We start from the raw sequence: 21,064 nt of genomic DNA, 5'->3' as shown, positions 1-21,064 counted from the left end.
GCCAACTGTAGCGGGTCGGTTGGGGATATGTGGTGAGTATTCGGGCGCCATCGCGAGCAGGCTCGCTTCCACAGGAAATTGCATTCAATGTGGGAGCGAGCCTGCTCGCGATGGCGATCTCACATTCAATACAAATCCACCGGATCCACATCCAGCGACCAGCGCACCGCCCGCCCGCTGGGCATCTGCTCCAGCGCCAGCAACCAGGCACTTAATAGCCGATGCAACGGGGCTCGGGCATTGGCCTGTAACAGCAGTTGAGCCCTATAACGTCCTGCCCGCCGTTCCATCGGAGCCGGCACCGGGCCCAAGAGTTCGATCCCGGTGAGGTTCTGTTGCCCCAGCAAGTGCTCGGCTTCGCTGCAGGCTTCGTCAAGGAATGCTTCGGCCTGCCCGGGTTTATGGGCTTCGGCCCGCAACAACGCCAGGTGAGCAAACGGCGGCAGGCCGGCGCTGCGACGTTCGCTCAAGGCCTGCTCGGCGAAGGCGAAGTAACCTTGTTCGGTCAGCTGTATCAGCAGCGGATGGTCGGCCAGGTGGGTCTGGATAATGACCTTGCCCGGTTCCTCGGCCCGTCCGGCCCGGCCTGCGACTTGAACGATCAACTGCGCCATGCGCTCGCTGGCACGAAAGTCACCGGAGAACAGTCCGCCATCGGCATCCAGGATCGACACCAGCGTGACCCGGGGAAAGTGATGCCCCTTGGCGAGCATCTGCGTGCCCACCAGGATGCACGGCTGGCCTTTCTGAATCGTGGCGAACAACTGATTCATCGCGTCCTTGCGCGAAGTGCTGTCGCGATCGACTCGCAGTACCGGGTAATCGGGAAACAGGATGCCCAGCCGTTCTTCGGCGCGTTCGGTGCCGGCCCCCACCGGGCGCAAGTCCACTTTGCCGCACTGCGGGCAGTGCCTCGGCACTCGTTCGGCATGGCCGCAATGATGGCAGCGCAGCTCGCCGTGGCGTTGGTGCACGGTCATGCGTGCGTCGCAGCGTTCGCAGCCCGACATCCAGCCGCAGTCATGGCACAGCAGGGTCGGGGCGAAACCCCGGCGGTTGAGGAACACCAAGACCTGTTGCCCGGCGGCCAGGGTCTGGCCGATGGCTTGTTGCATGGGCCCGGAAATGCCGCTGTCCAGCGGACGACTTTTCACATCCAGGCGCAGAAAGCGCGGCTGCTTGGCGCCGCCGGCCCGTTCGTTCAGGCGCAGGAGCCCGTAACGTCCGGTGTAGGCGTTATGCAGGCTTTCCAGGGACGGTGTGGCTGAACCCAGAACAATGGGAATGTTTTCCTGGCGCGCCCGCACCAGTGCCAGATCGCGGGCGTGGTAGCGCAGACCTTCCTGCTGTTTATAAGAGCCGTCATGTTCTTCGTCGATGATGATCAGGCCGGGGTTTTTCATCGGTGTGAACAGGGCCGAACGAGTGCCGATGATGATGTCCGCCTCACCGTCCCGCGCGGCGAGCCAGGCTTCCAGGCGTTCACGGTCGTTGACCGCCGAATGCACCAGGGCGATTCGCGCGTTGAAGCGTTGTTCGAAGCGCGCCAGGGTCTGTGGCCCAAGGTTGATTTCCGGAATCAGCACCAGGGCCTGTTTGCCGGCTTCCAGGGTCTGGCGGATCAGTTGCAGATAGACCTCGGTCTTGCCGCTGCCGGTGACGCCGGCCAGCAAGAAGGCGTGATAGCTGTCGAAACCGGCGCGAATCGCCTCGCAGGCGGCCCGTTGTTCGGTATTGAGCGGCAGTTCCGGCTGGGCCAGCCAATGCTCATGGCGAACACCCGGAGCGTGCCGGCGGATGTCTACCTGGACCAGGTCCTTGGCCAGCAGCAGGTCGAGGCTGTCCTTGCTGAGCATCAGTTTGCTCAATAGCTGATGGGCCACGCCGTGGGGATGCTGGGCCAGGGTCGCCAGGGCCTCACGCTGACGCGGGGCGCGGGCGATGCGCGGGTCGTCCAGCGAGGCGCCCGGTGTTACCGACCAGAACCGCTCCTGGCGTGCCTCGGCCGGTTCGCCCTGGCGCAACAATACCGGCAGCGCCCAGCTCAGGGTGTCGCCGAGGCTGTGTTGATAGTACTGGGAGGTCCACAGACACAGCTTGAACAGCGGGGCAGGCAGCGGCGGCGTCGCATCGAGCAAGGCCAGGGCTGGCTTCAGCTTGTCGGCCGGGACTTCGCTGTGGTCGGCGACCTCCACCAGAATCCCGATCATCTCCCGTCGGCCGAACGGCACCCGCAGGCGCATGCCCGGATGCAACTGCTCACGCAGGACCCCGGCCGGGGCCCGGTAGTCGAACAGGCGGCGCAGAGGCGAAGGCAGGGCGAGGCGCAGGATGGCGTCGGGCACGCGGGAGGGTCTCGATAAATGGACAAGTTCAGAAACTTGAGCGCAGCCCTTGTGGGAGCGAGCCTGCTCGCGATGGCGGTGGATCAGCCGCATGAGTATTGGCTGACACGCCGCCATCGCGAGCAGGCTCGCTCCCACAGGGATTGTGCTTGAGGGCGCGAGCCTAGCAGACGGTTGGTACAAGTCATAGCTTGCGTGATTGATGTTGTCTGGTAGAATCCGCGGCCTAATTACGTGCGGTATTCAACAATAGTGTTGGGTGGCGGCACGCTAGCCTGAGGAAAACACCATGAAAACCGATATCCATCCGGAATACCCAGCAATTGCCGTGACCTGCAGCTGCGGCAATAAGTTCGAAACTCGTTCGACCTACGGCAAAGCCCTGTCGATCGACGTTTGCAACGAATGCCACCCGTTCTACACCGGTAAGCAAAAGACTCTGGATACCGGCGGCCGCGTTCAGAAGTTCGCCGATCGTTTCGGTGCTTTTGGCGCTACCAAAAAAGCCTGAGGCTAATCATTTTGGAAGGTCGTTTCGGCTGCTCCAGATTGATGAAGAAGGCGTCCCTTGCGGGCGCCTTTTTTGTGTCCGCGATTTGGCTGAGCGGCGCCCAGGCCTTCTGCCCGGCGCCATCTGATCTGGCCCAGGTGACGGTCCAGCGGGTGGTGGACGGCGTACCTTGCGCCTGGCTGATGGCCGCAGCGTGCGCATGATCGGTCTCAACAGTCCTGAACTGGGTCGTCGGGGGCGTTCCGATGAGCCGTTCGCCGTCGCTGCACGCCGGCGCCTTGAGGCATTGGTGGACGCCAGTGCGGGACGTGTGGGGTTGGTGCCTGGCAAGGAAGGCAAGGATCGCTACGGTCGCACGCTGGCCCATCTCTACAGCGCCGACGGTCGGAATCTGGAAGCGCAGTTGCTCGCCGAGGGCTTGGGATTTCACGTGGTGGTCGCGCCGAATGTCGATCTGGCGCATTGTCAGCGCGCTGCCGAACGCCAGGCGCGGGAAGCGGGCGTCGGGGTGTGGAAGCGTTCGCCTGTGCTTGAGGCACACAATATCAAGGCATCAGGCTTTGCCGTGCTCACTGGCCGCGTGATCGACGTCTCGCGCAATCGCGGCGGTATTTGGCTCCAGTTGGAGGGGCCGGTTGTATTGCGCGTTGCCCCCAATCTGGTGAGTCGCTTCGATATGGCGTCGATCGAGAGGCATAAAGGCAAGCGGATCGAAGCGCGTGGCTGGGTGGTCGACCGTTCGCGTCGCGCTGGGCTTGAGCCGGGGCAGGCGCGCTGGTTATTGCCGTTGACCGATCCGGGGATGCTGAGTCGCGTGTCTCGATAAAAAATTGTAGACATTTATCCTTCGGATTGTATGCATGTAGGCCTTGTGTTCTGCGGCTCTTGGCCCAAAGTTGTAGGGCGGTGCGCTTGACAGGGGTGACTGGTCAGTCTTGTAGGGACTTTGCGAGGCGCGTATCCTCGGCGGTCCGTCTGTCCAACACAGTAAAAAGCGGAATGCCCACATGTCTGATCTGAAAACTGCCGCTCTCGAATATCACGCTAATCCTCGTCCAGGGAAGCTGAGTGTCGAGCTCACCAAGGCCACCGCTACTGCCCGCGATCTGTCGCTGGCCTACAGCCCCGGCGTAGCCGAACCGGTACGCGAAATTGCTCGCGACCCTGAACTGGCCTACAAATACACCGGCAAGGGCAACCTGGTGGCAGTCATTTCCGACGGCACCGCGATTCTCGGCCTGGGCAACCTCGGCCCATTGGCCTCCAAGCCGGTCATGGAAGGCAAGGGCGTTTTGTTCAAGCGTTTCGCCGGTATTGACGTGTTCGACATCGAAGTCGACTCCGAAAGCCCGCAAGCCTTCATCGACACCGTCAAGCGTATCTCCATTACCTTCGGTGGCATCAACCTGGAAGACATCAAGGCACCTGAGTGCTTTGAGATCGAACGTGCCCTGATCGAGCAGTGCGACATTCCAGTGTTCCACGATGACCAGCACGGCACCGCGATCGTGACCGCGGCCGGCATGATCAATGCCCTGGAAATCGCTGGCAAAACCCTGCCGCAAGCCAAGATCGTCTGCCTGGGTGCCGGCGCTGCGGCCATCTCCTGCATGAAGTTGCTGGTGAGCATGGGCGCCAAGATCGAAAACATCTTCATGGTTGACCGTACCGGCGTGATCCATTCTGGGCGTGACGACCTGAACCAGTACAAGGCCGTGTTTGCCCACGCCACTGACAAGCGCTCCCTGGCCGACGCGCTGGACGGTGCCGACGTATTCGTTGGTCTGTCGGGTCCGAACCTGCTGAGCCCGGAAAACCTGCTGCGCATGGCGCCGAACCCGATCGTGTTCGCGTGCTCGAACCCGGACCCGGAAATTTCCCCGGAGCTGGCCCACGCCACTCGCAACGATGTGATCATGGCCACTGGCCGTTCGGACTACCCGAACCAGGTCAACAACGTACTGGGCTTCCCGTTCATTTTCCGTGGTGCCCTGGACGTTCGCGCCAAGCGCATCAACGAAGAAATGAAAGTCGCGGCCGCCAACGCCCTGCGCGAACTGGCCAAGCTGCCAGTGCCTCAGGAAGTGTGCGATGCCTACGGCGGCATCAAGCTGGAATTTGGTCGTGAGTACATCATTCCCAAGCCAATGGACGCCCGCCTGATCACCCTGATCTCCGACGCCGTGGCCAAGGCCGCGATCGAGACCGGCGTGGCAACCCTGCCGTATCCGAAGAACTACCCGCTCAAGAGCGTGGATGACGTGTTCAACGGTTAAGCCGTTGTAGCGTTTAATAAAAAGCCCCGGCTCTCTTTGAGTCGGGGCTTTTTTGTACCTGCCGATTTTGTGTGACCACCGCAAATCCCTGTGGGAGCCGAGCTGGCGCGCGATTGCAGCCTGGTACTCAACATGGATTCAAGCTGACCCACCGCCATCGCGAGCAAGCTCGGCTCCCACAGGGATATGTGTAATTTGAGGGTCTGAAAAAAAGCCCCGCGCTTCTTTCAAAGGCGGGGCTTTTTGCGCGATGCCCGGTCAGAACAAATCGATCGGCGCCGCCTCATCCGCCGGTAGCGGGCTGCCTGGCGCTACGCCGTTGCCCAGCTCGTTGACTGACGGTGGGGTGTCTTCGCTCTTGAACAGCTCGAAGTACGCTCCAGGAGTGCCTGGGGTGGCTGCGCGGCCGCTGACCGGGTCAATCCGCAGGCTGAGGATGCCTTCGGGTTCCGGTTGGGTGTGTGGCGGTTTGTCCTTGAGGGCAGCGCCCATGAAACTCATCCAGATCGGCAGCGCCACGGTGCCGCCGTATTCGCGCCGGCCCAGGCTTTCAGGCTGGTCGAACCCGGTCCAGACGGTAGTGACATAATCGCCGTTGTAGCCCGAGAACCAGGCGTCCTTGGATTCGTTGGTGGTGCCGGTCTTGCCGGCCAGGTCGGTACGGCCCAGGGCCAGGGCGCGGCGGCCGGTGCCGAGCTTGATCACGTCCTGCAGCATGCTGTTGAGAATGTAGGTGGTACGGCCATCGATGATGCGCTCGGCAATGACCGGCGCTTGTGGCACGGCTGGCGCTGTCGTGGCTTCACCCGGTGTTGCCTCTACCGTGAACGTCTCGCTGGCCGGTGCGGCGACGCCGTCGCTGGCCTGCTCGCCTGAAGGCACCCGTGGCGGGTTGGCGAGGAACAACGTGTCGCCGTTGCGGCTTTCGATCTTGTCGATGAGGTACGGGGTGACTTTGTATCCGCCATTGGCGAATGTGCTCCAGCCCGTGGCGATTTCCATCGGGGTCAGGGTTGCCGTGCCCAGGGCCAGGGACAGATTGCGCGGCAAGTCCTGCTTGTTGAAGCCGAACTTGCTGATGTAGTCGATGGTGCGGTCCACACCCAGCGCCTGCAGCAAGCGGATCGATACCAGGTTGCGCGACTTGTACAGCGCTTCGCGCATGCGGATCGGACCCAGGAAGGTATTGGTGTCGTTCTTCGGGCGCCAGACCTTGTCCAGGTATTCGTCGACAAACACGATCGGTGCGTCGTTCACCAGGCTGGCGGCGGTGTAGCCGTTATCCAGGGCGGCGCTGTACACGAACGGTTTGAAGCTTGAACCCGGCTGGCGCTTGGCCTGCATCGCGCGATTGTAATTGCTCTGCTCGAAGGCGAAGCCACCGACCAGGGAACGGATGGCGCCGTCCTGCGGGTCAAGAGACACCAGGGCGCCTTGGGCGGCCGGGATCTGGCTGAACTTGAGGGTGTTGTCCGGTTGGCGCTGTACCCGGATCAGATCGCCCACTTGAGCGACGTCCGATGGTTGTCGGGGGTTGGCGCCCATGCTGTTGGTGTTGAGGAATGGGCGGGCCCATTTCATGGTCTCCCAACTCACGTGTTCTTCCTGCTCGCCATTGCGAGTCAGCACCATGATGCCGTCTTTGTCCACCTGGGTGACGATCGCCGGTTCCAGGCTGCTGATGGTGCGTTGCTTGGTCAATTCCTCGGCCCAGGCTTCTTTGGTCTTGCCTGGCAGGCGCGATTCAGGCCCGCGGTAGCCGTGGCGCTGATCGTAGGTGATCAGGCCCTCATGCAACGCGGTGTTGGCCATCTCCTGCAGATTGCTCGGCACCGTGGTGACCACGCGGAAACCCTCGGTGTAGGCGTCGCTGCCATAACGCCCGACCATCTCGGCACGGGCCATTTCGGCAATGTACGGCGCGTTCACCTCGGGGGTCGGCACGTGGTAACTGGCGTTCAGAGGCTCGTTGATCGCGGCGGTGTATTCGGCCTCGCTGATCTTGCCCAGCTTGTACATACGCCCCAGGATCCAGTCGCGACGTTCCTTGCTGCGCGCCGGGTTGGCCAGTGGATTGAAGCGTGACGGTGCCTTGGGCAGGCCGGCGATCATCGCCATTTGCGCCAGGCTCACATCACGAATCGACTTGCCGTAATACACCTGCGCTGCCGCCTCGATACCGTAGGCACGGTTGCCCAGGTAGATCTTGTTGACGTACAGCTCGAGGATCTCGTCCTTGGTCAGCTGTCGCTCGATTTGCAGGGCCAGGAGGATCTCGGTGGTCTTGCGCGAGAAGCTGCGTTCACTGGTCAGGAAGAAGTTTTTCGCCACCTGCATGGTGATGGTGCTGCCACCGGACTGGATGTGGCCGCTTTTGATCAGTTGGCTCGCCGCCCGCATCAGGCTGCCCGGATCGACGCCGTAGTGATTGGCGAAGTTGTCGTCTTCAGCACTTAGTAACGCATTGATGAAGTTGGGGGGGATGTCGGCGAAACGGATCGGCGTGCGGCGCATTTCGCCAAACTCTGCGATCAACTTGTCGTCGCTGCTGTACACCCGCAGCGGAATCTGCAACTGAATACTTCTCAGCGCCTCCACGGACGGCAATCCCGGACTAAGGTAAAGAAACGCACCGCTCAGACCCAGGAGCAGTCCGCAGAAAACGGCGAGGATGGACCATCCGAAAAATTTCAGCAGACGAATCAAGGCTTTTGGATATCCAGGCAAAGAATGAAAAGGCGCCAGGTGCAGGGAAGGACCCGTGCTTGCAACAAAGCGAAAAAAAACGCTGGGCATTATAAGCATTTTTTTTCGTCGGTAACGCCACCCGGACGTCCGTCGGGCCGGAGTGATTGAACGCAACGCACATTAGAGAGTCCGTAACTCACGGATAGTCATAGGGAATTGGTAGTGCTACGACTCTTCAATAAAAAAGCCCATACGCTTTTGGGGATAGACATCAGTTCCACGTCGGTGAAGCTGCTCGAGTTGAGCCGCCAGGGTGACCGCTACCGTGTCGAGTCTTACGCGGTCGAGCCGTTGCCGGCCAACGCCGTGGTCGAAAAGAACATCGCCGAGCTCGAGGGCGTGGGCCAGGCATTGTCACGGGTGCTCGCCAAGGCCAGAACACCCTTGCGCAACGTGGCGGTGGCTGTAGCGGGGTCGGCGGTGATCACCAAGACCATCGAGATGGACGCCGGACTTTCCGACGACGACATGGAAAACCAGCTCAAGATCGAAGCCGATCAATACATTCCTTATCCGCTGGACGAGGTGGCCATCGACTTCGAGGTTCTGGGCGTTTCACCGCGCAGCGCCGAGCGGGTCGAGGTCCTGTTGGCCGCCTGTCGCAAGGAAAACGTCGAAGTTCGCGAGGCTGCGCTGGCGCTCGCCGGGCTGACGGCCAAGGTGGTCGATGTGGAGGCCTACGCGCTGGAGCGCGCCTTTGGCCTGCTCGCGACGCAACTGGCCGCGTCCCAGGAGCGGTTGACGGTGGCGGTGATCGACATCGGCGCCACCATGACCACCCTGAGCGTGCTGCATAACGGGCGCATCATCTATACCCGCGAGCAGTTGTTCGGCGGTCGCCAGCTCACCGAGGAAATCCAGCGCCGCTATGGCCTGTCACCCGAGCAGGCCGGGCAGGCCAAGAAACAGGGTGGCCTGCCGGATGATTACCTCGGTGAGGTCCTGCAACCTTTTCGCGAGGCCCTGGTGCAACAGGTATCGCGGTCCTTGCAGTTTTTCTTCGCCTCGGGCCAGTACAGTGCGGTGGACCACATCCTTTTGGCCGGAGGCACCGCGTCGGTCGCGGGCCTGGACCGGCTGATCGAACAGCGCCTGGGCACCCCAACCCAGGTGGCCAATCCGTTTTCCAACATGGCCCTGGGCAGCAAGGTCAATGCCGGTGCCCTGGCCAGTGACGCACCGGCCTTGATGATTGCCTGCGGGCTGGCCCTCAGGAGCTTTGACTGATGGCGCGGATCAACCTTCTTCCCTGGCGAGAGGAACTGCGTGAGGAGCGGCGCAAACGCTTTTTGCTGGCATTGGTAGGCGCATTGGTCGGTGCGACGGGCCTGACGCTGATTGCGGTCCGCTACCTGGACAGTGCCATTGACCACCAGGTGGCCCGCAACAGTCATATCAGCGAGCAGATTGCCGTGCTGGACGAGCGCATCAAGCAGATCAGCGAACTCAAGGCCCGCCGCCAGCAACTGCTGGAGCGCATGCGCATCATCCAGGACTTGCAGGGTAACCGGCCGGTGAGTGGGCGCATCTTCGATCAACTGGCCCGCACCCTACCTGATGGGGTGTATTTCACCGAAGTGAAGATGGAAGACAAGACCCTCTCCATCAAGGGCGCGGCGGAGTCGAACAACCGGGTCTCGGACCTGATGCGTAACCTGGACTCATCGGACCTGTTCGATGCGCCCAGCCTGACGGAAGTCAAGGCCACCACGGCCGGTCAGCTCGATCAGGCCAACGTCTTCCAGCTGACGGTTCGCCAGACCCGTCCGGCCACTGTCGAGGACGCCCAATGAAGCCGGGAGAGTGGTTCGAAGCGCTGCGCAAGATCGACATCAGTGACCTGGATACCAACAACATTGGCTCCTGGCCGATGCCGGTCAAATGGTTGACCGGCATCCTGCTGGTCATCCTGGTGTTGGGGTTGGGCTATAACTTTGCCTTGAGTGACCTGGAGAACCAGCTGCAACAAGTACGCGGGGAAGAAAGTACCCTCAAGGCACAGTTTGCGGGCAAAGCTCACATGGCCGCTAACCTGGAGCGTTACACCGAACAAATGAAGCAGATGGAAGCCTCCTTCGGCGTGCTGTTGCGGCAATTGCCCAGTGACACCGAAGTGCCAGGCCTGCTGGAGGACATCACCCGCACCGGTCTGGGCAGTGGCCTGGAGTTCGAGGAGATCAAGCTGTTACCGGAGGTCACCCAGCCGTTTTACATTGAACTGCCGATCCAGATCACCGTGACCGGCGACTACCATGACCTGGCAACCTTCGTCAGCGGCGTTGCCGGATTGCCACGGATCGTCACGCTGCACGATTTCGACATCGCCCCGATGGAGCCCGACGCAGGGGCGAAACTGCGCATGAGCATCCAGGCCAAGACCTACCGGTACAACGAGCAGGAGGTGCAGCCATGAACCCGGCCTGTCGCATTTTCCTGCTGGCAGGGCTGGTCGTGCTGGCGGGCTGCAACAACGATAACGGCTTCGGTGACCTGGACGCCTACATGAACGAAGTGCGGCTGCGCCCGCCCGGCAAGATAGAGCCAACGCCGACGTTCCGGCCCTACGAAACCTTCACTTACCGCGCCGCGGACCTGCGCAGCCCGTTTTCACGGCAGGTCAGGGTGGATCAGGCCGGTCGCCAGAAGGGCACACGCAACGTCCGGCCCGACCCGACCCGGGTCAAGCAATACCTGGAAGGCTTCAACATTGAGCAGTTTGAAATGGTCGGGACGATTTCCAACGTCAGCGGCTCCTTCGCGCTGCTGCGCGGCGCGGGCGGGGTGCATCGGCTCAAGGTCGGTGACTATCTGGGACGCAACGACGGGCGGATCGTCGGCATTAGCGCCACCCAGGTCGATGTGGTCGAAATCGTTCCTGATGGCGAGGGCGCCTGGCTGGAACGGCCACGGACCATTCCTCTGAAAGAGCACTCAATAGTGGAACTCGAACAATGAACAGGTTTTTTTCAGCCCTCGGTATTTCGCTATGGATAGCGCTGCTGTCGCCGATGGTTCATGCGGCCAATCTGAAAACGCTGGATGTCGCGGCGCTGCCGGGGGACCGCATCGAGTTGAAACTCACCTTCGACGGGCCGCCCCCCGCGCCTCGGGGCTACACGACCGAGCAGCCGGCCCGGATCGCTCTGGATCTGCCGGGGGTGACCAGCCAGTTGGCCCGCAAGAGGCATGATCTTGGTGCTGGCAATGCGCGAAGCGCCACGGTGGTCGAGGCGGCTGATCGTACCCGTCTGATCATTGGCCTTACCCAGCTTGCGCCCTATACCGCGCGGGTCGAGGGCAACAGCCTGCTCGTGGTGGTCGGCAAGGGAGCTGTTGCCAGCGCTACTGCCCAGGCGCCACGCCCGGCGGCTCCCAGCGCTGTGCCCGCCAGAGCCAGTGCACCGGTGGGCAAGGCGATCCGCGGGGTAGATTTCCAGCGCGGCACCCAGGGCGAAGGCAACGTGGTGATCGATCTGTCGGACCCCTCGATCGCCCCCGACATCCAGGAGCGTGAAGGCAAGATCATCCTCAACTTCGTCAAGACCCAGTTACCCGAACCGCTGCGAGTGCGCCTGGACGTCAAGGACTTCGCCACCCCGGTGCAGTTCGTCAATGCCAGTGCCGGCGCCGACCGGGCCACCATCAGCATCGAACCCAGCGGTACTTTCGATTACTCCACCTATCAGACGGACAACAAACTGACCGTCAGTGTCCGCCCCATGACTGTCGAGGATCTGCAAAAACGCGATGCCAGCCGCGAGGCCTACAGCGGTGAAAAGCTGTCCCTCAACTTTCAGGACATCGAGGTGCGCTCGGTCCTGCAACTGATTGCCGATTTCACCAATCTCAACCTGGTGGCCAGTGACACCGTGCAGGGCGGCATTACCCTGCGCCTGCAAAATGTGCCTTGGGACCAGGCGCTGGACCTGGTGCTCAAGACCAAGGGGCTGGACAAGCGCAAGGTCGGCAATGTGCTGCTGGTCGCCCCCGCCGACGAAATCGCAGCCCGTGAGCGCCAGGAACTCGAATCCCAGAAGCAGATTGCCGACCTGGCGCCGCTACGGCGTGAGCTGTTGCAGGTCAACTATGCGAAGGCTGCGGACATTGCCAAGCTGTTCCAGTCGGTGACCAGTGCCGAAGCCAAGGCCGATGAGCGCGGCACGATCACGGTGGATGAGCGAACCAACAACATCATTGCCTATCAGACCCAGGACCGGCTCGACGAACTGCGCCGGATCGTGGCGCAGTTGGATATCCCGGTGCGGCAGGTCATGATCGAGGCGCGGATTGTCGAGGCCAACGTCGACTACGACAAGAGCCTGGGCGTGCGCTGGGGTGGGTCGATACAGAAGGGCAACTGGAACTCCTCCGGGGTCACCAGCGGCGACTCCACCACCATCGGCACGCCGGGCAGCACCAGCACCAACCAGCCGTTTGTCGATCTGGGCGCGTCGGGCAATACCTCCGGCATCGGCATCGCCTTCATCACCGACAATGTACTGCTGGACCTGGAATTGACGGCCATGGAGAAAACCGGCAACGGGGAAATCGTCTCCCAGCCCAAGGTGGTGACGTCCGACAAAGAGACGGCAAAAATCCTCAAGGGCACGGAGATTCCCTATCAGGAAGCCAGTTCCAGTGGTGCCACCTCGGTGTCGTTCAAGGAAGCCTCGCTGTCCCTGGAGGTGACCCCGCAGATCACGCCGGACAACCGCATCATCATGGAGGTCAAGGTCACCAAGGATGAGCCGGACTACCTGAACAAGGTGCAGGATGTGCCGCCGATCAAGAAAAACGAAGTCAACGCCAAGGTGCTGGTCAATGATGGTGAGACCATTGTGATTGGCGGGGTTTTCTCAAATACTCAGAGCAAGGTCGTAGATAAGGTGCCATTTCTTGGCGATGTGCCGTATCTTGGCCGCCTTTTCCGGCGTGATGTGGTTTCGGAGAAAAAATCCGAGCTGCTGGTGTTCCTCACTCCGCGTATCATGAATAACCAGGCGATTGCTGTGAGTCGTTGATTCTGTGCGAAATTTGATTCTTGTTGGGCCGATGGGCGCTGGAAAAAGCACCATCGGCCGTTTGCTGGCCAAAGAGCTGCGCCTGCCATTCAAAGATTCCGACAAGGAAATTGAATTGCGCACGGGTGCCAATATCCCATGGATCTTCGATAAGGAAGGCGAGCCCGGCTTTCGTGACCGCGAGCAGGCGATGATCGCCGAATTGTGCGCGTTCGACGGTGTGGTGCTGGCCACCGGTGGCGGCGCGGTGATGCGCGAGGCCAATCGTCGGGCATTGCATGCCGGTGGACGAGTGGTCTATCTGCATGCCTCCGTCGAGCAGCAGGTGGGTCGCACCGCCCGGGATCGTAACCGTCCGCTGTTGCGCACCGCCGACCCGGCCAAGACCCTGCGCGACCTGCTGGAGCTGCGTGACCCGCTGTACCGGGAGATCGCTGATCTGGTGGTGGAAACCGACGAGCGGCCGCCGCGGATGGTGGTGCTTGACATTCTTGATCGCCTCCAGCAACTGCCACCCCGTTAATGCGTCGCGGGAAATGCGCTATCCTCGGCGTCCCGTCATGGCCCGCCGGGACGTGGCCGATGGCCATCGATTGACATCACAACAGGCACCGTGGACTTTCGTTAATTGCAGGCAGGACGCCTGATTCCATCTTCACTGTGGGGACACATGCAGACACTTAAGGTCGACCTGGGCGAGCGCAGCTACCCGATTCACATTGGCGAAGGTTTGCTGGACCGGCCCGACTTGCTGGCGCCGCATATCGCCGGACGGCAAGTGGCGATTATCTCCAACGAAACCGTCGCACCTTTGTATCTGGAGCGTCTGACCCGCAGCCTGTCGGCTTTCTCGGTCATTTCCGTGGTGCTGCCTGACGGCGAAGCCTTCAAGAATTGGGAAACCCTGCAGCTTATTTTCGATGGCCTGCTGACCGCGCGGCACGACCGTCGCACCACGGTGGTGGCCCTGGGCGGCGGGGTGATCGGCGACATGGCCGGTTTCGCCGCCGCTTGCTATCAGCGCGGTGTTGATTTCATCCAGATCCCCACAACCCTGTTGTCGCAGGTGGACTCGTCGGTGGGCGGCAAGACCGGGATCAACCATCCGCTGGGCAAAAACATGGTGGGGGCTTTCTACCAGCCCAACGTGGTGCTGATCGATACCGCGACCCTCAATACATTGCCCGCCCGCGAGCTGTCTGCTGGGCTGGCTGAAGTCATCAAGTACGGGCTGATCTGCGACGAACCGTTCCTGGGCTGGCTGGAAGAAAACGTCGACCGCCTGCGTGGGCTGGATCAGGCTGCGCTGACCTACGCCATCGAACGTTCCTGTGCGGCCAAGGCTGCGGTGGTCGGTGCCGATGAGCGCGAGTCGGGCGTGCGCGCCACGCTCAACCTGGGCCATACCTTTGGCCACGCCATCGAAACCCACATGGGCTATGGTGTCTGGCTCCATGGCGAAGCGGTTGCGGCCGGTACGGTCATGGCCCTGGAGATGTCCGCGCGTTTGGGCTGGATCAGTGAACAGGAGCGCGATCGCGGTATTGCTCTGTTCCAGCGCGCCGGGTTGCCGGTGATCCCGCCCGAAGAAATGACCGAAGCCGATTTTCTCGAACACATGGCAATCGACAAAAAAGTGATCGACGGTCGCCTGCGTCTGGTGCTGCTGCGCCGCATGGGCGAAGCTGTGGTGACCGACGATTATCCGAAAGAGGTTCTACAGGCCACGCTGGGAGCGGATTATCGCGCCCTGGCTCAGCTTAAAGGTTAATAAGATTCCGATGACTAGTTTGCATGCCGACGAGGCTTTCCTCGGCCATTTCCAGTTGAGTCATGACCCTTTCGCGCCACGGGTTCCAGGCTTCAAGTTTTTTCCCGCCCAACGCAAACCGGTTCTGGGCCAGTTGCATCACCTGGCGCGTTACAGCCAGTTGTTGCTGGTGGTCACCGGCCCGCAAGGCAGCGGCAAGACCTTGCTGCGCCAGGCCTTGGTAGCCAGCACCAACAAACAGTCGGTGCAAAGCGTGGTGGTGTCGGCCCGCGGCGCCGGTGATGCAGCCGGTGTGTTGCGTCAGGTGGCCCAGGCACTGAATGTCGCCCAGGCTGAAGTCGGTGCGATTCTGGATCAGATCGTGCAACTGGCGCTGACCGGGCAGGAAGTTTATCTGCTGGTGGACGATGCCGAGCAACTCGACGAGTCGGCCCTGGAAGCCTTGCTGGCCCTGGCTGCCGGTGCGCCGGAAGGTCGTCCCCACGTCTTCCTGTTTGGTGAGTCGTCGCTGATCGCCGATCTGGAGCAGCTGAATCTTGAGCAAGAGCGCTTCCACGTCATTGAGCTGGCGCCCTACACCGAAGAAGAAACCCGTGAATACCTGGCCCAACGTCTTGAAGGCGCCGGTCGGGGCATCGAACTTTTCACCGCGGATCAGATCTCTGAGATTCACGAAAGCTCCGATGGCTGGCCTGGAAATATTAACCAGGTGGCCCGCGACGCTCTCATCGAAGTCATGATTGCCAGCCGCTCAGCGGTAAAGCGTCCAAGTATGGGGTTCAACATGCCGAAGAAACACGTATTGGCGATTTCCGCCGTCGTCGTGGTCGCGATTGCCGCCGCCTGGCTGATGCCGGGTCGCAGCAAGGCGCCGACCACCGGCGCACCCGCTAACGAGCAGGCACAACTGCCTCTGGGCCAGGACGCAGCGCAGCCCAATGGCGGCGCTCCGGAGGTGGAGTTCGCCGGTAACACCCAGCCGATGCCGCTGCCGCTGGTCGGCCAGTCGCAACCGGTCATGCGCAGTCCCTTGGCGGAGGCCGCTGGCGGTATCACCGAGGGTGACGACGGCGCGCCACCACCGATCGATGACACCAGCGATACGCCGCCAACCGTGACCACCAGCGCCCCACCGGCGGGTGTGCCGGCTGGCCCGGCACCAACTCCAGCGCCAACCCCGGCGCCCGCTCCGGCTGCCAAGCCTGCGCCGGCCCCCGCCCAGGTGGCCACGGCCAAGCCTGCTCCAGCCCCGGCAACCAAGCCGGCGACCCAGGCCGCTGGCGGTAGCTGGTACGCCGGTCAGGCTCCAGGCAGCTACGTGGTACAGATTCTCGGCACCAGCTCCGAAGCGTCTGCGCAAAAATTCGTCAAGGAGCAGGGCGGCGAGTACCGTTATTTCAAGAAAATGCTTAACGGCAAACCGCTTTATGTCATCACCTACGGCAATTTCGCCAACCGTGATGCAGCCGTTTCCGCCATCAAGGCCTTGCCAGCGAAGGTTCAGGCTGGTAAACCTTGGCCTCGCACTGTCGCCAGCGTCCAACAGGAACTGGCAGCAACTCGCTGAAGATTCGGCGGCCTTACCCAGGCCGCCTCTCCCGGCACCTCAAAATTTCCGCAAGGGCGAGCGACCTTTCAGGCCGCGCGCCTTGTGGTGTCTGCGTCACAGTAGCGTTTGAGTCGCAGCGGTCGAACCCAAAAAAGTTTTGACTAGCACAGCGTATAGCTTTAAACCTTTCACAAATGCGACATGGATTTGCGACGTTTCGTCGTCAAATTTGTGAGCCCTTGTGTCGGTGTGTACAATGACCTCCCTTTTGCCCCCGCAAAGCTGGCGTACGTTCGGCGCGGCACGCAACTGGCTGAATTGAAAAGAAATTTGCCTCGATAAGAGGCAGCCTGGTGAGAAAGTGTCTATGAAAGCAGGTCTGTACCAACCAGATGAATTCAAGGATAACTGCGGTTTCGGCCTGATTGCTCATATGCAGGGCGAACCCAGCCATACCCTTTTACAAACGGCCATTGAGGCCCTGACCTGCATGACCCACCGCGGTGGGATCAACGCCGACGGCAAGACCGGTGACGGTTGTGGCTTGCTGATTCAAAAGCCTGACGAGTTCCTGCGTGCCGTTGCCCAGGAAACGTTTGGTGTGACCCTGCCCAAGCAGTACGCGGTGGGCATGGTGTTCTTCAATCAGGACCCGGTGAAGGCCCAAGCGGCTCGCGAAAACATGAATCGCGAGATCCTGGCCGCCGGCCTGCAATTGGTGGGCTGGCGCAAGGTGCCGATCGACACCAGCGTCCTCGGCCGCCTGGCCCTTGAGCGTCTGCCGCAGATCGAACAAGTGTTCATCGCGGGCGAAGGCCTGAGCGATCAGGACATGTCGATCAAGCTGTTCAGCTCCCGTCGTCGTTCGTCCGTGGCCAACGCCGCCGACACCGATCACTACATCTGCAGCTTTTCCCACAAGACCATCATTTATAAAGGCCTGATGATGCCGGCGGACCTGACCGCCTTCTATCCGGACCTGAGCGACGAGCGCCTGAAAACCGCGATCTGCGTGTTCCACCAGCGCTTCTCCACCAACACCCTGCCGAAATGGCCGCTGGCCCAGCCATTCCGCTTCCTCGCCCACAACGGCGAGATCAACACCATCACCGGCAACCGCAACTGGGCGCTGGCCCGTCGCACCAAGTTCGCCAACGATCTGATGCCGGATCTGGAAGAGCTCGGCCCGCTGGTCAACCGTGTGGGCTCGGACTCCTCAAGCATGGACAACATGCTGGAACTGATGGTCACCGGTGGCATCGACCTGTTCCGTGGCGTGCGCATGCTGGTGCCGCCGGCCTGGCAGAACGTCGAGACCATGGACCCGGACCTGCGTGCGTTTTACGAATACAACTCCATGCACATGGAACCGTGGGACGGCCCGGCCGGTATCGTCATGACCGACGGCCGCTACGCCGTGTGCCTGCTCGACCGTAACGGTCTGCGTCCGGCGCGCTGGGTGACCACCACCAACGGGTTCATCACCCTGGCTTCGGAAATCGGTGTCTGGAACTACCAGCCCGAAGACGTTATCGCCAAGGGCCGCGTGGGCCCGGGCCAGATCTTTGCCGTGGACACCGAAACCGGCCAGATCCTCGACACCGACGCCATCGACAACCGTCTCAAGTCTCGTCATCCGTACAAGCAATGGCTGCGCAAGAACGCCCTGCGCATTCAGGCGACCATGGAGGACAACGATCACGGTTCGGCTTTTTACGACGTCGATCAGCTCAAGCAGTACATGAAGATGTACCAGGTGACGTTCGAAGAGCGTGACCAGGTGCTGCGTCCGTTGGGTGAGCAGGGCTACGAAGCGGTCGGCTCCATGGGCGACGACACGCCGATGGCCGTGCTGTCCCAGCGCGTGCGCACACCGTATGACTATTTCCGCCAGCAGTTCGCTCAGGTGACCAACCCTCCGATCGACCCGCTGCGCGAAGCGATCGTGATGTCCCTGGAAATCTGCCTCGGTGCCGAGCGCAACATCTTCCAGGAGTCGCCGGAACACGCCTCGCGCGTGATCCTCAGTTCGCCGGTCATTTCCCCGGCCAAATGGCGTTCGCTGACCAACCTCGACCGCCCGGGCTTCCAGCGTCAGGTCATTGACCTGAACTACGACGAAAGCGTCGGTCTTGAAGCGGCGATCCGCAACGTGGCCGATCAGGCTGAAGAAGCCGCGCGCGCCGGTCGCACCCAGATCGTGCTGACCGACCGTCACATTGCCCCGGGCAAGTTGCCGATCCACGCTTCGCTGGCCACCGGTGCGGTGCACCATCGCCTGACCGAAAAAGGCCTGCGTTGCGACTCCAACATCCTGGTGGAAACCGCCACCGCTCGCGATCCGCATCACTTTGCGGTGCTGATCGGTTTCGGTGCCTCGGCGGTGTATCCGTTCCTGGCCTATGAAGTGCTGGGTGACCTGATCCGTACCGGTGAAGTGCTGGGCGACCTCTATGAGGTGTTCAAGAACTACCGCAAAGGTATCACCAAGGGCCTGCTCAAGATCCTCTCGAAGATGGGAATCTCGACCATCGCTTCGTACCGCGGTGCGCAACTGTTCGAGGCCATCGGCCTGTCCGAAGAAGTCTGCGAGCTGAGCTTCCGTGGCGTGCCGAGCCGCATCAAGGGTGCGCGTTTCGTCGACATCGAAGCCGAACAGAAAGCCCTGGCGGCCGAAGCCTGGAGCCCGCGCAAGCCGATCCAGCAGGGCGGCCTGCTGAAGTTCGTCCACGGTGGCGAATACCACGCCTATAACCCGGACGTGGTCAACACCTTGCAAGCCGCCGTGCAGCAGGGCGACTACGGCAAGTTCAAGGAATACACCTCGCTGGTGGACAACCGTCCGGTGTCGATGATTCGCGACCTGCTCAAGGTCAAGACCCTGGATACGCCGCTGGACATCAGCGAAATCGAGCCGCTGGAATCGGTGCTCAAACGCTTCGATTCCGCCGGTATCTCCTTGGGCGCCCTGTCTCCGGAAGCCCATGAAGCCCTGGCTGAAGCCATGAACCGCCTCGGCGCGCGTTCCAACTCCGGCGAAGGTGGCGAAGACCCGGCGCGCTACGGCACCATCAAGAGTTCGAAAATCAAGCAGGTGGCCACCGGTCGCTTCGGTGTGACGCCGGAGTACCTGGTCAACGCCGAAGTGCTGCAGATCAAGGTTGCCCAAGGCGCCAAGCCCGGCGAAGGCGGTCAACTGCCCGGCGGCAAGGTCAACGGCCTGATCGCCAAACTGCGCTACGCAGTACCCGGCGTGACTCTGATCTCACCGCCGCCTCACCACGACATCTACTCGATCGAAGACTTGTCGCAACTGATCTTCGACCTCAAGCAGGTGAACCCGAAGGCGCTGGTCTCGGTGAAACTGGTGGCAGAAGCCGGCGTTGGCACCATCGCCGCCGGTGTGGCCAAGGCCTATGCCGACCTGATCACCATCTCCGGCTATGACGGTGGCACTGGTGCATCGCCGCTGACCTCGATCAAATACGCCGGCGCGCCGTGGGAACTGGGCCTGGCCGAGACCCACCAGACCCTGCGCGGTAACGACCTGCGCGGCAAAGTCCGGGTACAGACCGATGGCGGCCTGAAAACCGGCCTGGACGTGATCAAGGCGGCCATCCTCGGCGCCGAGAGCTTCGGCTTCGGCACCGCGCCGATGATCGCCCTGGGTTGCAAGTACCTGCGTATCTGCCACCTGAACAACTGCGCTACCGGCGTGGCGACCCAGAACGAAAAGCTGCGCAAGGACCACTACATCGGCACCGTCGACATGGTGGTGAACTTCTTCACCTACGTCGCCGAGGAAACCCGCGAGTGGCTGGCGAAGCTGGGCGTGCGCTCGCTCGAAGAGCTGATCGGCCGTACCGACCTGCTGGAAGTGCTCGAGGGCCAGACCACCAAGCAGCATCATCTGGACCTGACGCCGTTGCTGGGTAGCGATCTCATCCCAGCGGACAAACCACAGTTCTGCCAGGTTGATCGCAACCCACCGTTCGACAAGGGCGAGCTGGCCGAGAAGATGGTCGATATGGCCATTTCGGCGATCAACGACCTGAGCGGTGCCGAGTTCGATCTGGCTATCTGCAACTGCGACCGTTCCATCGGCGCGCGGATCTCCGGTGAAATCGCGCGCAAGCACGGCAACCAGGGCATGGCCAAGGCGCCGATCACTTTCCGCTTCAAGGGCACTGCAGGCCAAAGCTTCGGCGTCTGGAACGCCGGTGGCCTGAACATGTACCTGGAAGGCGATGCCAACGACTACGTGGGCAAGGGCATGACCGGCGGCAAACTGGTCATTGTTCCGCCCAAGGCCAGTGTCTACAAGACTCAGGACAGTGCCATCATCGGCAACACCTGCCTGTACGGCGCCACCGGTGGCAAGCTGTTCGCCGCTGGCACCGCGGGCGAGCGTTTCGCCGTGCGTAACTCCGGGGCCCACACTGTGGTGGAAGGCACCGGTGATCATTGCTGCGAGTACATGACCGGTGGTTTCGTCTGTGTCTTGGGCAAGACCGGTTACAACTTCGGCTCTGGCATGACCGGCGGTTTCGCCTACGTGCTCGACCAGGACAACACCTTCGTTGACCGGGTCAATCACGAACTGGTGGAAATCCAGCGGATCAGCGGCGAGGCGATGGAAGCCTACCGCAGCCACTTGCAGCGAGTGCTGGACGAATACGTCGAGGAAACTGACAGCGAGTGGGGTCGTGAACTCGCCGAAAACCTCGATGACTATCTGCGCCGTTTCTGGCTGGTCAAGCCCAAGGCTGCCAACCTGAAGTCGTTGCTTTCCAGCACCCGTGCCAACCCGCAGTGATATGCGCCTGAAGAGTTTGATGAGGTT

General features: G+C 61.6%; 13 protein-coding genes and 1 pseudogene. 12 read left to right on the top strand and 2 right to left on the bottom strand.

Annotated elements, in window-relative coordinates; translation table 11 throughout:
* Nucleotides 1-125: 125 nt before the first annotated feature.
* A complete protein-coding gene (locus tag BM132_RS01410) occupies nt 126-2,345 on the bottom strand; it encodes a primosomal protein N' (protein WP_092452593.1) in 2,220 nt (739 codons plus the stop codon).
* 289 nt (nt 2,346-2,634) lie between these two features.
* On the opposite strand from BM132_RS01410, the gene rpmE reads away from it, so the two are divergent.
* From rpmE to BM132_RS01395, 3 genes and pseudogenes are all read left to right on the top strand, one after another.
* The gene (gene rpmE / locus BM132_RS01405) at nt 2,635-2,856 is read left to right on the top strand and encodes a 50S ribosomal protein L31 (RefSeq protein WP_092395516.1); all 222 of its coding nucleotides are present in this window, start codon (nt 2,635-2,637) and stop codon (nt 2,854-2,856) included.
* Nucleotides 2,857-2,897: 41 nt separating this feature from the next.
* Nucleotides 2,898-3,682 (top strand): annotated as a pseudogene (locus tag BM132_RS01400) (thermonuclease family protein).
* Between the two features lie 181 nt (nt 3,683-3,863).
* The gene (locus BM132_RS01395; protein ID WP_092395520.1) at nt 3,864-5,132 is read left to right on the top strand and encodes a malic enzyme-like NAD(P)-binding protein; all 1,269 of its coding nucleotides are present in this window, start codon (nt 3,864-3,866) and stop codon (nt 5,130-5,132) included.
* 258 nt (nt 5,133-5,390) lie between these two features.
* On the opposite strand, the gene BM132_RS01390 is transcribed toward BM132_RS01395, so the two are convergent.
* Nucleotides 5,391-7,835 carry a penicillin-binding protein 1A gene (locus tag BM132_RS01390; RefSeq protein WP_177218130.1) on the bottom strand — a complete coding sequence of 815 codons (2,445 nt, stop codon included), beginning with the start codon at nt 7,833-7,835 and terminating at the stop codon, nt 5,391-5,393.
* A 207-nt stretch (nt 7,836-8,042) separates the two neighbouring features.
* Here BM132_RS01390 and BM132_RS01385 point away from each other — a divergent pair, with 207 nt between their 5' ends.
* From BM132_RS01385 to gltB, 9 genes are all read left to right on the top strand, one after another.
* Nucleotides 8,043-9,107, top strand: coding sequence for a pilus assembly protein PilM (locus tag BM132_RS01385; protein WP_047225968.1), 1,065 nt, complete (start codon nt 8,043-8,045; stop codon nt 9,105-9,107).
* On the top strand, nt 9,107-9,673 hold the full coding sequence (locus BM132_RS01380; RefSeq protein ID WP_092395524.1) for a PilN domain-containing protein: 567 nt from the start codon (nt 9,107-9,109) through the stop codon (nt 9,671-9,673). The genes BM132_RS01385 and BM132_RS01380 overlap by 1 nt, the downstream gene beginning before the upstream one ends.
* The gene (gene pilO, locus BM132_RS01375) at nt 9,670-10,293 is read left to right on the top strand and encodes a type 4a pilus biogenesis protein PilO (protein ID WP_092395526.1); all 624 of its coding nucleotides are present in this window, start codon (nt 9,670-9,672) and stop codon (nt 10,291-10,293) included. The genes BM132_RS01380 and pilO overlap by 4 nt, the downstream gene beginning before the upstream one ends.
* Nucleotides 10,290-10,835, top strand: a complete 546-nt coding sequence (locus BM132_RS01370) for a pilus assembly protein PilP (RefSeq protein WP_092452587.1) — start codon at nt 10,290-10,292, stop codon at nt 10,833-10,835. Before pilO ends, BM132_RS01370 begins: the two co-directional genes overlap by 4 nt.
* Nucleotides 10,832-12,901: a type IV pilus secretin PilQ gene (pilQ, locus tag BM132_RS01365; protein ID WP_092452584.1), complete on the top strand. Its 2,070-nt coding sequence runs from the start codon at nt 10,832-10,834 to the stop codon at nt 12,899-12,901. Before BM132_RS01370 ends, pilQ begins: the two co-directional genes overlap by 4 nt.
* Before the next feature lie 4 nt (nt 12,902-12,905).
* A complete protein-coding gene (gene aroK, locus BM132_RS01360) occupies nt 12,906-13,424 on the top strand; it encodes a shikimate kinase AroK (RefSeq protein ID WP_003196983.1) in 519 nt (172 codons plus the stop codon).
* A 147-nt stretch (nt 13,425-13,571) separates the two neighbouring features.
* Complete coding sequence (gene aroB, locus BM132_RS01355) at nt 13,572-14,672, top strand: 3-dehydroquinate synthase (protein ID WP_092395532.1); 1,101 nt, start codon at nt 13,572-13,574, stop codon at nt 14,670-14,672.
* Between the two features lie 10 nt (nt 14,673-14,682).
* The gene (locus BM132_RS01350) at nt 14,683-16,239 is read left to right on the top strand and encodes an AAA family ATPase (RefSeq protein ID WP_092395534.1); all 1,557 of its coding nucleotides are present in this window, start codon (nt 14,683-14,685) and stop codon (nt 16,237-16,239) included.
* Nucleotides 16,240-16,588: 349 nt separating this feature from the next.
* Complete coding sequence (gene gltB / locus BM132_RS01340; RefSeq protein ID WP_092452581.1) at nt 16,589-21,037, top strand: glutamate synthase large subunit; 4,449 nt, start codon at nt 16,589-16,591, stop codon at nt 21,035-21,037.
* The last annotated feature ends 27 nt before the right edge of the window (nt 21,038-21,064 follow it).

This window comes from Pseudomonas sp. NFACC45 (assembly GCF_900113505.1).
In the GTDB taxonomy this organism is placed as follows: Bacteria; Pseudomonadota; Gammaproteobacteria; order Pseudomonadales; family Pseudomonadaceae; genus Aquipseudomonas; species Aquipseudomonas tehranensis.
This window is presented reverse-complemented; position numbering and strand designations above follow the sequence as displayed.

Bases quoted from the DNA above. Each gene is read 5' to 3' on its own strand.
- aroB (WP_092395532.1), top strand. From the start codon at position 13,572: ATGCAGACACTTAAGGTCGACCTGGGCGAGCGCAGCTACCCGATTCAC.
- BM132_RS01370 (WP_092452587.1), top strand. From the start codon at position 10,290: ATGAACCCGGCCTGTCGCATTTTCCTGCTGGCAGGGCTGGTCGTGCTG.
- pilO (WP_092395526.1), top strand. From the start codon at position 9,670: ATGAAGCCGGGAGAGTGGTTCGAAGCGCTGCGCAAGATCGACATCAGT.
- pilQ (WP_092452584.1), top strand. From the start codon at position 10,832: ATGAACAGGTTTTTTTCAGCCCTCGGTATTTCGCTATGGATAGCGCTG.
- BM132_RS01380 (WP_092395524.1), top strand. From the start codon at position 9,107: ATGGCGCGGATCAACCTTCTTCCCTGGCGAGAGGAACTGCGTGAGGAG.
- rpmE (WP_092395516.1), top strand. From the start codon at position 2,635: ATGAAAACCGATATCCATCCGGAATACCCAGCAATTGCCGTGACCTGC.
- BM132_RS01350 (WP_092395534.1), top strand. From the start codon at position 14,683: ATGACTAGTTTGCATGCCGACGAGGCTTTCCTCGGCCATTTCCAGTTG.
- gltB (WP_092452581.1), top strand. From the start codon at position 16,589: ATGAAAGCAGGTCTGTACCAACCAGATGAATTCAAGGATAACTGCGGT.
- BM132_RS01395 (WP_092395520.1), top strand. From the start codon at position 3,864: ATGTCTGATCTGAAAACTGCCGCTCTCGAATATCACGCTAATCCTCGT.